The sequence below is a fragment of the Palleronia rufa genome, assembly GCF_000743715.1.
Taxonomy (GTDB): Bacteria; Pseudomonadota; Alphaproteobacteria; order Rhodobacterales; family Rhodobacteraceae; genus Palleronia; species Palleronia rufa.
Genome location: NZ_JQEY01000018.1, coordinates 9593 through 23814, shown reverse-complemented (window position 1 = coordinate 23814; position 14222 = coordinate 9593). Strand labels below are relative to the sequence as shown.

The 14222-nt window shown below is 69.5% G+C and carries 11 protein-coding genes; 9 read left to right on the top strand and 2 right to left on the bottom strand.

Going from position 1 to position 14222, the window contains the following annotated elements:
* Nucleotides 1–56: 56 nt before the first annotated feature.
* On the top strand, nt 57–650 hold the full coding sequence (locus KW83_RS16550; protein ID WP_036181197.1) for an HD domain-containing protein: 594 nt from the start codon (nt 57–59) through the stop codon (nt 648–650).
* Here KW83_RS16550 and KW83_RS21735 read toward each other — a convergent pair.
* Nucleotides 647–778, bottom strand: coding sequence for a hypothetical protein (locus tag KW83_RS21735; RefSeq protein ID WP_268745551.1), 132 nt, complete (start codon nt 776–778; stop codon nt 647–649). The genes KW83_RS16550 and KW83_RS21735 overlap by 4 nt on opposite strands.
* A gap of 142 nt (nt 779–920) precedes the next feature.
* Between KW83_RS21735 and KW83_RS16545 the strand changes: the two genes are divergently transcribed.
* Entirely contained in the window at nt 921–1790 is an 870-nt protein-coding gene (locus KW83_RS16545; RefSeq protein ID WP_036181196.1) for a LysR family transcriptional regulator, read from the top strand.
* 9 nt (nt 1791–1799) lie between these two features.
* On the opposite strand, the gene KW83_RS16540 is transcribed toward KW83_RS16545, so the two are convergent.
* Nucleotides 1800–2354 carry an ActR/PrrA/RegA family redox response regulator transcription factor gene (locus tag KW83_RS16540; protein WP_036181195.1) on the bottom strand — a complete coding sequence of 185 codons (555 nt, stop codon included), beginning with the start codon at nt 2352–2354 and terminating at the stop codon, nt 1800–1802.
* Between the two features lie 413 nt (nt 2355–2767).
* Here KW83_RS16540 and regB point away from each other — a divergent pair, with 413 nt between their 5' ends.
* From regB to addA, 7 genes are all read left to right on the top strand, one after another.
* Nucleotides 2768–4177 (top strand): sensor histidine kinase RegB, encoded by a 1410-nt coding sequence (gene regB, locus KW83_RS16535; protein WP_081904668.1) that lies wholly within the window; start codon nt 2768–2770, stop codon nt 4175–4177.
* 89 nt (nt 4178–4266) lie between these two features.
* Nucleotides 4267–5796: a PAS-domain containing protein gene (locus tag KW83_RS16530; RefSeq protein WP_051928602.1), complete on the top strand. Its 1530-nt coding sequence runs from the start codon at nt 4267–4269 to the stop codon at nt 5794–5796.
* 49 nt (nt 5797–5845) lie between these two features.
* Complete coding sequence (gene tsaE / locus KW83_RS16525; RefSeq protein ID WP_235191453.1) at nt 5846–6316, top strand: tRNA (adenosine(37)-N6)-threonylcarbamoyltransferase complex ATPase subunit type 1 TsaE; 471 nt, start codon at nt 5846–5848, stop codon at nt 6314–6316.
* A gap of 1 nt (nt 6317) precedes the next feature.
* Nucleotides 6318–7244 carry an aminoglycoside phosphotransferase family protein gene (locus KW83_RS16520; RefSeq protein ID WP_051928601.1) on the top strand — a complete coding sequence of 309 codons (927 nt, stop codon included), beginning with the start codon at nt 6318–6320 and terminating at the stop codon, nt 7242–7244.
* A complete protein-coding gene (locus tag KW83_RS16515) occupies nt 7241–7915 on the top strand; it encodes a nucleotidyltransferase family protein (protein WP_036181191.1) in 675 nt (224 codons plus the stop codon). The genes KW83_RS16520 and KW83_RS16515 overlap by 4 nt, the downstream gene beginning before the upstream one ends.
* Nucleotides 7908–10838, top strand: coding sequence for a PD-(D/E)XK nuclease family protein (locus KW83_RS16510; protein ID WP_036181189.1), 2931 nt, complete (start codon nt 7908–7910; stop codon nt 10836–10838). Before KW83_RS16515 ends, KW83_RS16510 begins: the two co-directional genes overlap by 8 nt.
* Nucleotides 10835–14179: a double-strand break repair helicase AddA gene (gene addA / locus KW83_RS16505; protein WP_036181187.1), complete on the top strand. Its 3345-nt coding sequence runs from the start codon at nt 10835–10837 to the stop codon at nt 14177–14179. Before KW83_RS16510 ends, addA begins: the two co-directional genes overlap by 4 nt.
* Nucleotides 14180–14222: the final 43 nt, after the last annotated feature.

The following is a 14222-nucleotide window of genomic DNA, read 5'->3' as shown; positions in this document are numbered from 1 at the left end:
TGCCTGCGGCGCACGCAAGTTCACGCAACCGATGGGCGCCCGGAGGGCCTGAGGGCATGGCGCGGCCGAAACGGGCGTGGCAGCGCATGCTGTCTGGGCGCAGGCTCGACCTGCTGGACCCCACGCCCATGGATATCGAGATCGAGGACATCGCCCACGGTCTGGCGTTCGTCGCGCGCTGGAACGGGCAGACCCGCGGGGATTTCGCCTATTCAGTCGCCGAACACTCTTTGCTGGTTGAGTCCATCTTCACCCGATCGGCCACGCGGCCTGAGCCGCGATGGCAGCTGGCCGCCCTGCTTCATGATGCACCGGAGTACGTCATCGGGGACATGATTTCCCCGGTGAAGGCGGCAGTCGGGGCCGAATACGGAACCCTGGACGACCGGCTGACAGCGGCGATTCATCAAAGGTTCGGCCTGCCGGCGACACTGCCCCTGAAGGTGAAGCGGCAAATCAAGGCGGCGGACCGGGTTTCGGCCTGGATGGAGGCGGTGCAGATCGCAGGCTTCGCCGAACCGGAGGCCACGCGTTTCTTCGGGCGGCCGTCGAACGGGCTCATGCAGGGGCTCGACATCGTGCTGCGTCCGCCGCGGGAGGTCCGCGCGGCCTTCACCGCGCGGCACCGGGAGCTTCTGGATCAGGCCTAGCGGCGGTCCGTCACCGCGAAGATGCTCAAAGGGCGGCGGGGACGCAGCCGGCGCCGCTCGACAAGGGGGGATTCCGCGCGGTTCTGACCCGTGGCGGTCAGGAATGTGGCGGCGAAGATGCTGAACATAAGGACTCTCCTTTGCGAGACGGCTGGACAGACCGGTTCGTAAGTCTCGCTTTCTTCGAACCGTGTCTTATGCTCAGGGAGTAGTCCGCCTGCGCCGACGGCGCGAGTCAGGAAGTCTTCAGACCTGTTAGATGAGGTGACAATGGACTGGGCCGGCGTTCCGTCCCTGCAAGCCCTGCGGGCGTTCGAGTCGGCGGTTCGGCACGGCTCGCTGTCTGCCGCAGCGCGGGAACTCAACGTCACCCATCCCGCCATCGCCCAGCATGTCCGCAAGCTCGAAAGCCATTTCCGTTGCCCGCTCCTGCTGCGCGACGGACAGTCCATGCGCCCCACACCAGAGGGCCGGAGCCTGGCGGCCGCCCTTACCGACGGGTTCTCGACCATCGCCGCCGCCGCGCGCGATCTGGAGGACCGCGATGCGGCGCGGCCGCTTCGGCTATCGCTGACCCCGTCTTTCGCCGCGAACTGGCTCATGCCCCGGATCGGGGACTTCTGGGCGCGCCATCCGGGGATCGAGCTGGAGCTGGTGCCCTCTCCCGAGATGGTCGATCTCAGGGTGCAGAACTTCGACTTGGCGGTGCGCTACGGACGCGGGCCCTGGTCCGGCGTTCACTCCGAACGGCTGATGGCCGCGGGCCACGCGGTCGTCGCATCTCCCGCACTCGTGCCCGGACCGGTCGCCAGCCTGGCCGAACTCGCCCATCTGGAATGGTTCACCGAAGCCAACAATACCGAAGATCTTCTCTGGGCCGAGCAGTGCGGCCTGCCGGTGGCGACCGTGCGGCTTCGGAGCATGCCGACCATCACCATGGTTCTGGAGATCATCCGCACCGGTCACGGGGTCGGCATCCTGCCTCGTGTCATAGCGGAGGCGGACATCGCCCGCGGCGGTCTGCACGTGGTGCTGGAGGAGGGCCGGACCGCCCTGGCCTATCATCTGGTCACGCGGCAGGATCGCCTGTCGCCGGACCTGCGGACCCTGACGCGCTGGCTCAGGCGGCAGGCGGAATGAGCGGGCCGATCAGCGCGGGCTGCGCTTGGCCAGGATACGCTGTAGCGTCCTGCGGTGCATCGACAGCCGCCGGGCAGTTTCCGACACATTGCGGTCGCATTGCTCGTAGATGCGCTGGATATGCTCCCAGCGCACCCGATCGGCGGACATCGGGTTCTCCGGCGGCGGGGGCAGGTCGTCGCCGGTCGCCAGCAGCGCCGCGGTGATCTGGTTCGCATCGGCCGGCTTGGCAAGATAGTCGGTCGCGCCGATCTTCACGGCGGCGACCGCCGTGGCGATGGCGCCGTAGCCGGTCAGAACCACCACCCGCGCATCGGCCCGCTTCTCGCGGATCGCTTCGACCACATCAAGTCCGTTGCCGTCCTCCAGCCGCAGATCGACCACCGCATAGGCCGGCGGGTTGCGCAACGCCATGGTGCGACCCGCGGCAACGCTTTCCGCCGTCTGGACCGTGAACCCGCGCTTTTCCATTGCGCGGGCAAGGCGCTTCACGAAGGCTTCATCGTCATCGACCAGCAGAAGGGACGTGTCCGGCCCGATCTCCTTGCTTGCTGCGTTCTCCATGCCGTCTCCCGGAGGTTCTCTCCAACGGATAGCTAGGCGACGGTCCCGCCGCGTCAATCGTGCCCGCATACACGCCTTGTCGGAGGACGGAGCGGCACACCCCCGCCCGGCAGCGGCAGTCCGACTGCCGGTCACCGCGCACCGGCGTGGCAAAGGCGGCATCCGGCAGCATCGGGGCGACAATCGTCCGATCCCTGCCGCAGACTTCGCGTTGTGCCGGATCATGGCCGGATGCGCGCGCCGGCCCTGTAAGGCAAGGCCGACGTCGCGGTGGAGTCGGTCCGATGACCGTAATCTTTGCCCTCCCCATGACCGGCCGGACCGGGACCGAGACGCGGCATACCCGGCGGACAATAGGGGACCACACACGCCGCATTGATCCAGCCCCCGGTGCCGCATTACAAGCCGGAGCCATGGCCAATCCGCATTTTCTGCCCGCCACGGATGCGCTCGACCCGCGCCATGCATTCGACCGGCGTGCGAATTGGGTCCGGATGCGTACGCTGGTCCTGCTGCGCTGGATCGCCATCTCCGGTCAGATCGTGGCTGTCATCGTCGGGCGCTCCACCTTCTCTCTGCAGTTCGAAATCGGGCTGATCTACGCCACCATCGGCGCCGCGATCATCACCAACCTGATGGCGGTGCTGATCTTTCCGCAAAACAAGCGCCTGTCGGAGACCGAGCTTCTGGCCGCGCTGATCCTCGACATGGTGCAGCTGAGCCTTCTGCTTGCGCTGACGGGGGGCCTCAACAACCCATTCGCCCTGCTGATCTTGGCACAGGTTGCGATTTCGGCCACCGCACTGGGACGCAACAGCACGATCGTCGTCTGCGCGATCGCGGTCGGGCTGATCACGACGCTGCTGTTCTTCCACCTTCCGCTAGAGGATGTCGAAGGCCGGATACTCCAGCTTCCACCGCTATTCCTTGCGGGGTTCTGGGCCGCCATCGTGATCGGTATCGTGTTTCAAGCTGCCTATGCGCGGCGGGTGATTTCCGAAGTTTCCACCATGTCGGATGCCTTGGCAGCGACCCAGATGGCGCTGGCGCGCGAACAGAAATTGACCGATCTGGGCGGTGTGGTGGCCGCGGCGGCCCACGAACTCGGCACGCCGCTTTCGACCATTGCCCTGGTGGCAGGTGAGATGATCGACGAGGCAGAAACCGACACCCTGCGTGATGATGCCGTGTTGATCCGCGCCCAGGCCGACCGGTGCCGCGAGATCCTGCGCAGCATGGGGCAAGCGGGGAACCAGGATCGCCACATCCGGATCGCCCCGGTTTCATCAGTGATCGAGGAAGCGGCCGAGCCCCATCGGGGCCGGGGCATCGACCTGGTGTTCGACTGCCGGGCAGAGGCCGGCTCCGACGCAAGTCAGCCCAGTATCGAACGCCGACCGGAGATCGTGCACGGCGCGCGCAACCTGATCCAGAACGCAGTCGATTTCGCGCAGGTGCGGGTCTGGGTGGACATCCGCTGGAGCGACACGGTCGTTGCGCTCAGGATTTCCGACGACGGCCCCGGTTTCCCGCCGGAGGCGTTGCCCTTCTTGGGCGATCCGTTCCTGCGCCACCGAAAGGACGGCACGCACCCCGACAGCCGGCCGGGATATGAAGGGCTAGGCCTGGGACTCTTCATTGCCAAGACGCTGCTGGAGCGATCCGGCGCCGAGATCACTTTCGCGAACGCCCGCGACGGGTTCGGCCACGCCATTCCGGATACCGCGCGGTCGGGGGCCATCGCCTCGGCGGTCTGGCCGCGTGAAACCCTGGCGGTCGCGGCGGACCGGAGTCCGCTGGGCCCAAACCTCCCGACCCGCTGATCGCAGCACGCAAGCGCGAATTAACACCCCATTAAGCTTAGTATGCGAATCCCTAGAAGAAAAACGCATGGGGGACGGATGTGTTGCTGATGGATGCTCTCATGCTCGGCCTTGTGCCGGGCCTCGTTTCCGTGTCCGCCGGCCTTGCGGCGGCGGCGTGGCTGATGCGGCCCCTGGGGCGTGTGCGTTTGATCGGGGAGCCGCTGCCCGCCACGACCTTCGTACTGGACGAGGGTGCGATCCTGGACGCCACCGAACCCGCCCGTGAGATTCTCGACCGTCTGGGACAGGATGGACGCTCTGCCGACAGGCTCGTGCAGTGGCTGTCGGACCGCTTTCCCGAACTTCCCCGTGCGCTCAGCTTCCTTGCCGAGCGGGGCGACCGCACGCTGGCGGCGCGTGACGGGATCGGCCGGCTGTCTCTCAGGCTCGACGGCGACCGTATCCGCTTGACGCTGAGCGAGGACCCGCACCTGCGGGTAGAGCTGGACCGCGCCTGCCACGAGGCCGCGCAGCAGGAGCTCGACAGCTTGCGGCGGATGGGGGACAGCATGCCGCACGCGATCTGGCGGCAGGACGAAACCGGACGCATCAACTGGGTCAACAACGCCTATCTGGAGCAGCTTCGGACCGTCACCCGGGCAGAGCCGACATGGCCCCCCGCGCCGCTATTCCTGGATCTGGATCTTGCGGCCGGCGAAACCCGCCGCGTGCAACTCGACCAGAACTGGTTCGATTGCACCGCGGTGCAGATGGAAGGCGGACTCATGGTCTCGGCGGTGCCGGCGGATGCGCTGGTTGCGGCGGAGACCTCGCTTGCGACGTTCAAATCCACCATGTCCCACACGTTCGCGCATCTGACCGTGGGTCTGGCGATCTTCGACCGCCACCGCCGGTTGACGATCTTCAATCCCGCTTTGACCGATCTCACGCGCCTGCCCATCGACATGCTCATCGCCCGCCCCACGGTCGAGAGTTTCCTAGACGCGCTGCGGTCGCGACAGATGATCCCCGAGCCGCGCGATTACGCATCCTGGCGCGACAAGGTGATGGACGTGGAGCGCACCGCCCAGAACGGCACCTACTGCGAGCTATGGCATCTGCCCGGGTCGCACACCTACCGGATCACCGGGCGGCCGCAACCCGACGGCGCCTTCGCCCTTCTGATGGAGGACATCAGCGCCGAGATCGGCCTGACCCGGCGCTTCCGCAGCGAGATCGAGACCGGCCGCGCCACGCTCGACGCCCTGCCCGACGCCGTTGCCGTCTTCGACACGGCGGGTACGCTGACCCTGACCAACGGGGCCTATGACCTGCTCTGGGGGGTCGAGACGGCCGACAGCGTGAGCCAGCTATCGCTCCGCGACGCGCTGGAAAGCTGGCGCAGCCGGTGCGAACCGGATCCCATCTGGGCGGACATGGCCACGCGGCTGGGCAGCAACGGCGTCAATCCCGACGGGCTGGACCTGCGGCTGGACGACGGCCGCCGAATTTCGCTTTGCGCCACGACGCTGCGGACCGGCGCGCTTCTGGTTCGCTTCCGTGCGCAGGAGGCGAAAGTGAGCGCACTGATGCCGACCCGTGCCCATCAGCTGATAGAGACCCGGCTCAAGGCGTAATCGGCTTGATGGCCGACCGCGGCGGCGTCATCCTGCGGCCATGGCCTCGATGACGCTTTACCTGCCGGATCCCGATGCCACGGATCGCCTGGCCACGGCGCTGGCGCCGCTTTTGCGTGCCGGCGACGCAGTGTTGCTGTCCGGCGATCTGGGGGCGGGCAAAAGCCACCTTGCACGCCGGATCATCCAATCCCGCCAAGCCCCCCATGGCCGGGTCGAGGACGTGCCGTCACCCACCTACACGCTCGTCCAGACCTATGAGGCGGACGGGGTCGAGATGATCCACGCCGATCTCTACCGTCTGGCGGATCCGTCGGAACTGGCCGAACTGGGGCTGGACGACGCCCTGGGACAGGCGATCGCGCTGATCGAATGGCCCGACCGGCTGGACATCTCCCCCGCTCTGGCGCTCGACGTCACCCTCACGCCAGAGGGTGAGGGACGGCGGATCACCATCGCGGGCCCAGATGCGGCCTGGGCCGAGCGCCTGTCCCGGTTGAAAGGGGCTCTGGGTGGCTGAGATGATCGCCGGACCGGCGGGCGATGCCTGGGCCGATGCCGTGCGGACGCCGCTGGCCGGCGATGCCTCCGCCCGGCGCTACACGCGGCTCAGCCGACCTGGGGCCACCGCCGTACTGATGGAGGATCCCGCGGGCGACATCGCGCCATTCCTGCGCGCCGCCCACCATCTTTACGGCCTTGGCCTGTCGGTCCCGGAGATCCTTGCCAGCGACACACGGCGCGGCCTGATCCTCATGGAGGACCTGGGCGATGCGATCTTCGCGCGCCGCATCGCCGCCGATCCGGCGCGCGAGGTGCCGCTGATGGCCGCCGCGACCGACCTGCTGGCGACGCTCCATGCCCAACCCGCACCGGACTGGGCTTCGCCCTACGGGCCGGAAGAGATGGCCGCGTTCCTCGCCCCGCTTTGGGAGCATCACGTTGCCGACCCGGACCCCGCGGCCGTCGTCGACCTGACCGCGACCCTGACCGATCTGCTTTTCGCCCATGCGCGGCAAACCGACGTGCTGCTGCACCGTGACTACCACGCAGAGAACCTCGTCTGGCTTCCCGAACGGCAGGGCATCGCCCGGGTGGGGCTTCTCGACTTTCAGGACGCGCTGGCCGGGCACCGGGCCTATGACCTCGCCTCGCTTCTGCAGGACGCGCGCAGGGACGTGTCGCCGGAGGTGGAGGCCGCGATGATCGCGCGCTATACCGCCGCCACGGGACAGGAGCCGGACGCCTTCCGGACGGCCTATGCGCTCCAGTCGCTGCAGCGGCACCTGCGGATTCTGGGCATCTTCTCCCGTCTCGCCGCGACGCGCGGCAAGCCTGGCTATCTGAACCTTGTCCCGCGCGTCCGCGCGCTCATCCGGCGCTGCCTGGCCGATCCGGCGACCCGACCGCTTCACGCGCCCCTGCGCGCGCTGGGGGTGGCCGGGTGACCCGCCCGCTGATGATCTTCGCCGCCGGACGCGGCACGCGCATGGGCGCGCTGACAAGGGACCGGCCGAAACCGATGGTCGAGGTCGCGGGTCGCCCGCTCTTCGACCACGCGCTGGACCTGGGCCGCGCGGCGGGCGCCGCGCCGATCGTCGCCAACATCCATCATCTGCGCGACCGGATAGAGCCGCATCTGATCGCCCGGTCGGTCGTCGTGTCCGCAGAGACCGACGCGCTGCTCGATACCGGCGGCGGGCTGCGCCACGCGCTGCCGATGCTGGGCGGCGGCCCTGTCTATACGCTGAACTCGGACGCCGTCTGGACCGGGCCGAACCCGCTTTGCGCGCTCGACGGCGCCTGGACGGGCGGAATCGGCGCACTCCTGATGCTGGTGCCGCTGTCCCGCGCCCTGGGGCGCGCTGGGGGCGGAGATTTCGCCATCGATGCCATGGGCCGGCTCAGCCGCGGCGGGGATCTGGTCTATACGGGTGCGCAGATCATCGACCCCGACACGCTGGCCCCGCACCCCGCGCCGGTCTTTTCCCTGTCGGAAGTCTGGACCCGCCTTGCCGCGGCGGACCAGCTTCGAGGCATCGTCCATCCCGGCCACTGGGCCGATGTGGGCCGCCCGGAGGGCGTCGCCATCGCCGAGGATCTTCTTTCCCGTGTTTGAGGCCCAGCCCACGCCGCGCGTCTTCGGCCTGCCGCCCGGCGCCGACTTTCCCGCCGAACTCATCCGAGGCCTTGAATCGCGCCTGGGCGACGCGCCGCCAGAGGACTGGGCGCGGGTCGAGATCTTCGTGAACACGGCACGGATGCAGCGCCGCCTGACGGCGCTCTTCGCGGCCGGCCCACCGCGACTTCTGCCGCGCATCCGCCTGTTGACCCGGCTGGCGGCGGACCCGCTTCTGACGGACCTGCCCCCGCCCGAACCCGCCCTGCGCCGCAGGCTGGCCCTGGCCCAGCTTGTCCGCCGCATGATCCAGGCGGACCCGACGCTGGCCCCGGTCAGCGCGGTCCATGACCTGGCAGGCAGCCTGGCGCAACTTTTTGACGAAATGGGGGCTGAAGGCGTCTCGCCCGATGTCCTGGAGCGGCTGGACGTCGCAAACCACTCCAGCCATTGGCAGCGCGCGCTGCGATTTCTGACGATCGTGCGGGAATTCCTGAGAGAAGATACCCTGCCCGGCGCGGACGCGCGGCTCAGGCTGGCGGCAGAGACCCTGGCCGCCCGCTGGGCGCTGTCGCCGCCCGCGCATCCGGTAATCGTGGCCGGTTCGACCGGCTCCCGCGGGCCGGTGGCGCTGCTGATGGAGGCGGTGGCCCGCCTGCCCCAGGGCGCCGTGGTCCTGCCGGGCGTCGATTTCGCGATGCCCGCCGCGATCTGGAACCGGCTGTCCGATCCGATGAGTTCGGAGGATCATCCTCAGTACCGCTTCGCCCGGCTGGCCCGCGCGCTGGACATGGAACCGGCCGCGATTTCGCGGTGGAGCGACTGCGTGCCGGTTCCGGCGCGCAACGCCCTGGTTTCGATGGCGCTGCGGCCTGCCCCGGTCACCGACCAGTGGATGCGAGAGGGCCCGTCGCTGGGCGACATGCGCCGCGCCACAACGAACATGACGCTGATCGAGGCCGCGGACCCGGCGGAAGAGGCAGAGGCCATCGCCATGCGGCTGCGTGGCGCGGTGGATGCGGACCGGATCGCCGCGCTCATCACGCCGGACCGGGGGTTGACGCGGCGGGTGCAGGCGGCGCTCGACCGCTGGGACATCGTGGCCGATGACAGTGCGGGGCTGCCGCTGCACCTGACCGCGCCGGGACGGCTGCTGCGCCAGACGGCCGCGCTGATCGGGACGCGTCCCGACCCGGAAGCGCTGCTGGCGCTTCTGAAGCACCCCCTCACCGGAACCGGGGGCGACCGGCGCGCGCATCTTCTGCGAAGCCGGACGCTGGATCTGTGGTTGCGCAAGGAAGGCGCGCCGGAGCTGTCGGGCGCGGATCTGCGGCGCTGGGCGGCGCGGGACCGCGCGCGCGGCGGCGACGCAGGATGGGCGGAGGCGCTGGCCGCATCTCTCGACCGGCTGGCCGCCATGGGCGCGGCGGAGACCGCCGCGCTGGTCGCCGGGCACCTCGCCGAGACCGAGAGACTGGCCCCCGATCTCTGGCAGGAGGCGCCGGGCCGCACGGCGCAGGAGGCGATGCGGGCGCTTGCCGACGCTGCCGGTGCCGCAGGGGCGATGACGCCGTCGGAGTACCGCATCCTGATCGACGCGCATCTGTCCGGCCAAGAGGTCCGCCGCCCGGACGCGGGCCGTCCGGACGTGATGATCTGGGGCACGCTGGAGGCACGTGTGCAAGGCGCCGACCTGGTGATCCTTGCCGGTTTGTCCGAAGGCACCTGGCCTGAGGCGCCGGCGCCCGATCCCTGGCTCAACCGGTCCATGCGGCAGGCGGCGGGCCTGCTGCTGCCGGAACGGCGGATCGGGCTTTCGGCCCATGACTTCCAGCAGGCCATCGCCGCCCCTGAGGTGGTGCTCAGCCGGTCCGCGCGGGACGCGGAGGCGGAAACGGTGATGTCGCGCTGGCTGAACCGGCTGACCAACCTTCTGGCCGGACTCACCGGCTCCGACGGGCCTGCGGCGCTGGAGGAGATGCGCGACCGGGGCCGCGTCTGGATCGACGCCGCCCGCGCCGCGACGACCCGTGTCGTCCCGGGCACCCCCGCCCGACGGCCTGCCCCGCGCCCGCCGCTGGCGACACGCCCCGCAGAGCTGTCGGTCACAGAGCTGGAGCGGCTGAGTCGCGACCCCTACGCCATCTACGCGCGCCGCGTCCTGGGCCTGCGCGCGCTGCAGCCCCCGCGCCCCACCGCCGACGCGCCCCTGCGCGGCACGGTTTTTCACGCGGTGATGGAGCGCGCGATCCACGAGATCCCGGACCCCGCGGACCCAGGTGCCCGTGCCGCATTCCTGACCATCGCCGACGACGTGCTGGCCGAAGTGCCCTGGCGGACGACGCGCCTGCAATGGCAGGTTCAGCTTGCGGCGGTGGCCGACTGGGTGCTGGCCGGAGAGGTGCGCCGGCGATCGGATGCGGCACCGCTTGTCCAGGAATGTTCCGGCCGGTACGAGGTACCGGGCCTGCGGGGCTTCGTCCTGACGGGAAAGGCGGACCGGATCGACCGGCGGGACGACGGGCGGCTGGTGATCTACGACTACAAGACCGGCATGCCGCCCAGCCTGAAGGTCATGCGCCACTACGACCGGCAACTTTTGCTTGAGGCGATCATGGCAGAGGCCGGTGCCTTCGACGGCGCCCCCGCCGCCCCGGTCGCCGCGATCTGCCATATCGGGCTTGGCCGCACCCGCAAGGACACGCCCCATCCGCTCCGCGATCCGGGCGGAGAGGACTTTCTGGATCCCGCCGTCACCCTGGCCCAATTGCAGGCGCTCATCGGCAGCTACCGCACCCGGGGCCAGGGCTACGTCTCTCGGCGCGCCATGCAGCGGATGGGGTACGCCTACGACTACGACCACCTGGCCCGTTACGGCGAATGGACCGACGCGGATGCCGCCGACCCCGGAGATGTCGGATGAACGACGCATCCCGCCGCCAGATCGAGGCCGCGCGGCCGGACCGCTCCACCTGGCTGTCGGCGAACGCCGGATCCGGCAAGACGCGGGTGCTGACCGACCGGGTCGCCCGGCTGCTGCTGAAGGGAACGCCGCCGCAGAACATCCTTTGCCTGACCTACACCAAGGCCGCGGCGAGCGAGATGCAGAACCGTTTGTTCAAGCGCCTGGGCGTCTGGGCCATGATGCCGGACGACCCCTTGCGCACCGCCCTGTCGGACCTGGGAGAGCCGGCACTGGGGGACGCGGATCTGGCCGCCGCCCGCCGCCTTTTCGCGCTGGCCATAGAGACGCCCGGCGGATTGCGGATCCAGACCATCCATTCGTTCTGCGCGGCGCTGTTGCGGCGGTTCCCGCTGGAGGCCGGCGTATCGCCCGACTTCGCCGAGATGGACGACCGGACCGCGGCGCAGCTTCGCGCGGATTGCCTGGAGGCGCTGGCCGAGACCGCGCCGGAGGCGGTCCGCGATGCCGCGCGGCTCAGCAACGGACCGCTGGAAGAGCTTGCCCAGACCGTCGCCGCGTCCCGGGACCGCTTCGCTGCGGTGACGGAGGCCGATCTGCGTCGCGTGCTGGATCTGCCGGACGGGCTGGAACGGGACGATCTGGCGGCCCGCGTGTTCCTGGGCGGCGAGGATGCGCTCTTTGCCAGGCTGGCCGGGGCCATGGGACAGGGATCGGTCAACGACCAGAAGGACGCGGGCCGGTTCGCAGGGCTTGTCCCGCCCTGGACCGCAAGCACGCTGGAGATCCTGGAGGGCTGTCTGCTCACCGGCGCCGGAGCCAGATCGCCCTACACCGCCAAGATCGACGCCTACCCGACCAGGGCCACCCGCGCGGCCCTGGGCGGTGACTGCGCCGCGCTGAACGATCTGATGCGCAGGGTAGAGGACGCCAGGACGGCCCGGCTGGCGCTGACCACCCTGGAGCGGTCGCTGGCGCTCAACCGCTTCGCGGTCCCATGGCTGGCGCTCTACCGGACGCGGAAGGAAGCGCTCGGATGGCTCGACTTCGATGACCTGATCCTGGGCGCGCGGCACCTCCTGACACGGCCGGAGGTGGCGGAGTGGGTGCTCTATCGCCTCGATGGCGGGATCGACCATATCCTTGTGGATGAGGCGCAGGACACCAGCCCGGCGCAATGGCAGGTGATCGAGGCGCTGGCCCGGGAATTCGCCTCCGGTCACGGCACACGTGGCGCGGGTGAGCGGTCGATCTTTGTCGTGGGCGACAAGAAACAGTCGATCTATTCGTTCCAAGGCGCCGATCCGGAAGGGTTCGACCGGATGCACGACCATTTCTCCGCCCAGCTGGGTGCGGAAGGGATGGCGCGGCTGGAATTGCAGCACTCGTTCCGGTCCTCTCCGGCGATCCTTCGGGCGGTGGATGCGGTGTTTTCGGCCGGGCTGGGCAGCGGCGTCAGGCATCTTGCCTTTCACGACGCGCTGCCGGGTCGGGTAGATCTGTGGTCTCTCCACGAAGAGCAGGAGACACCCCAGGACACCGACTGGGAGGATCCGCTCGACAGGCCGTCTCCCGTCAGCGCGACCGGGACGCTGGCCCGCGATCTGGCCGATACCATCGCCCGGATGATCGACGGGCATGAGACCGTGCCGGATGGCAGTGGAGGCCGCCGCAGGATCCATGCCGGCGATATCCTGATCTTGGTTAGGGGCCGCAACAAGCTCTTTCATCCGATCATCCGGGCCTGCAAGGCGCGCGGCATCGCCATTGCCGGCGCGGATGTGCTGACCCTGGCCGACGATCTGGCGGTGAGGGACATCCTGTCGTTGCTGCGGTTCCTGACGCTGCCGGAGGATGACCTTTCGCTGGCCGAGGCGTTGCGCTCCCCGCTTCTGGGCCTGTCGGAGGACGACCTCTACCGGCTGGCGCAGGGCCGCGACGGGCGGCTCTTGTGGCAGAACCTGCGCGACAGCGCTGCCCATCCGACCGCCATGGCGATCATCGACGACCTGATGGCCCAGGCCGACTTCCTGCGCCCGTTCGAACTGATCGACCGGCTCCTGCGGCGCCACGACGGGCGGGCAAGGCTGATCGGACGGCTGGGGCCAGAGTGCATCGACGCCATCGACGCGCTTCTGGCCCAGGCGCTGGACTACGAGCGGATGGACGTCCCGTCGCTGACCGGATTCCTGTCCTGGTTCGACGCGGGCGACGCCACGGTGAAGCGGCAGGCCGAAGCCGGCGGGCGGAACCTGCGCGTGATGACGGTGCATGGCGCCAAGGGACTGGAGGCACCCGTCGTGATCCTGCCCGACACGGTCCATGGCGGATCCGGCCACGTGCCGCGCTTCCTGACGGTGCCGGATGGGCCGGTGCTCTGGCGGCCCGCGAGGGAAGAGCGTGTGCCGGCGGTGACGCCGCTGCTAGAGGCAGCCGCTGCGGCGGACGATGCGGAATACGACCGGTTGCTCTACGTGGCGATGACGCGGGCGGAGACCTGGCTGATCGTCTGTGGCGCGGGGCAGCCCGCCGACGCGGCCAAAAGCTGGTACGGCCAGATCGCCCGTGGACTGGACACGCTGGACACCGCAGCGCTGGAGACGCCGAACGGCGCGGGCCGGCGGCTAGCGTCCGGGAGCTGGGATGCCGGTCCCGCGCCAGACCTGCCGGCCACGCGCGACGCAGGCGCTCCGCGCGTGGCCCTGCACGACTGGGCGCACCACCCTCCCGGCCCGCCGGCAGAGCCGCTGCGGCTGGTGTCGCCCTCCGGCCTTGGCGGGGCGAAGGTGCTGGACACCCTGTCCCCGAATCTGGAGGCCGACACCGGCCCAGAGGCTGGGGCCACCTTGCGCGGCAGCCGCATCCATCTGCTTTTGGAGCACCTGCCCCGCGCGACGCCGGACACCTGGGACCGGACCGCCCGCCGGCTTCTGACCGGCGACGGCGTGGCGGAGCCGGAGATCGCGGACCTGCTGGACGAGGCGCGCTCGGTCCTGTCCGCGCCGGAGCTTTCGGGCCTCTTCGCCCGTCCGGCACTGACGGAGGTGGCGCTGGTCGCGGACCACCCGTCCGGCGCGCGTATCGTGGGGTCTGTGGACCGCCTGATCGTGGCACCGGACCGCGTTCTGGCTATCGACTACAAATCGAACCGTACGGTCCCGGACACGGCAAAGGAAACGCCGGAGGGCCTTTTGCGGCAAATGGGCGCCTATGCCCATGCGCTTGCCCAGATCTATCCCGGCCGTATCGTTGAAACGGCGCTGCTGTGGACCCGCGTGCCGCGCCTGACGCCTCTGGACGCGGCCCTCGCCGCCGCGGCCTTCGCCCGGTCGGAACCTTGACGGGTTCGGGGCCGGTACATAGGTTCCGCCCCTGACCAATCAG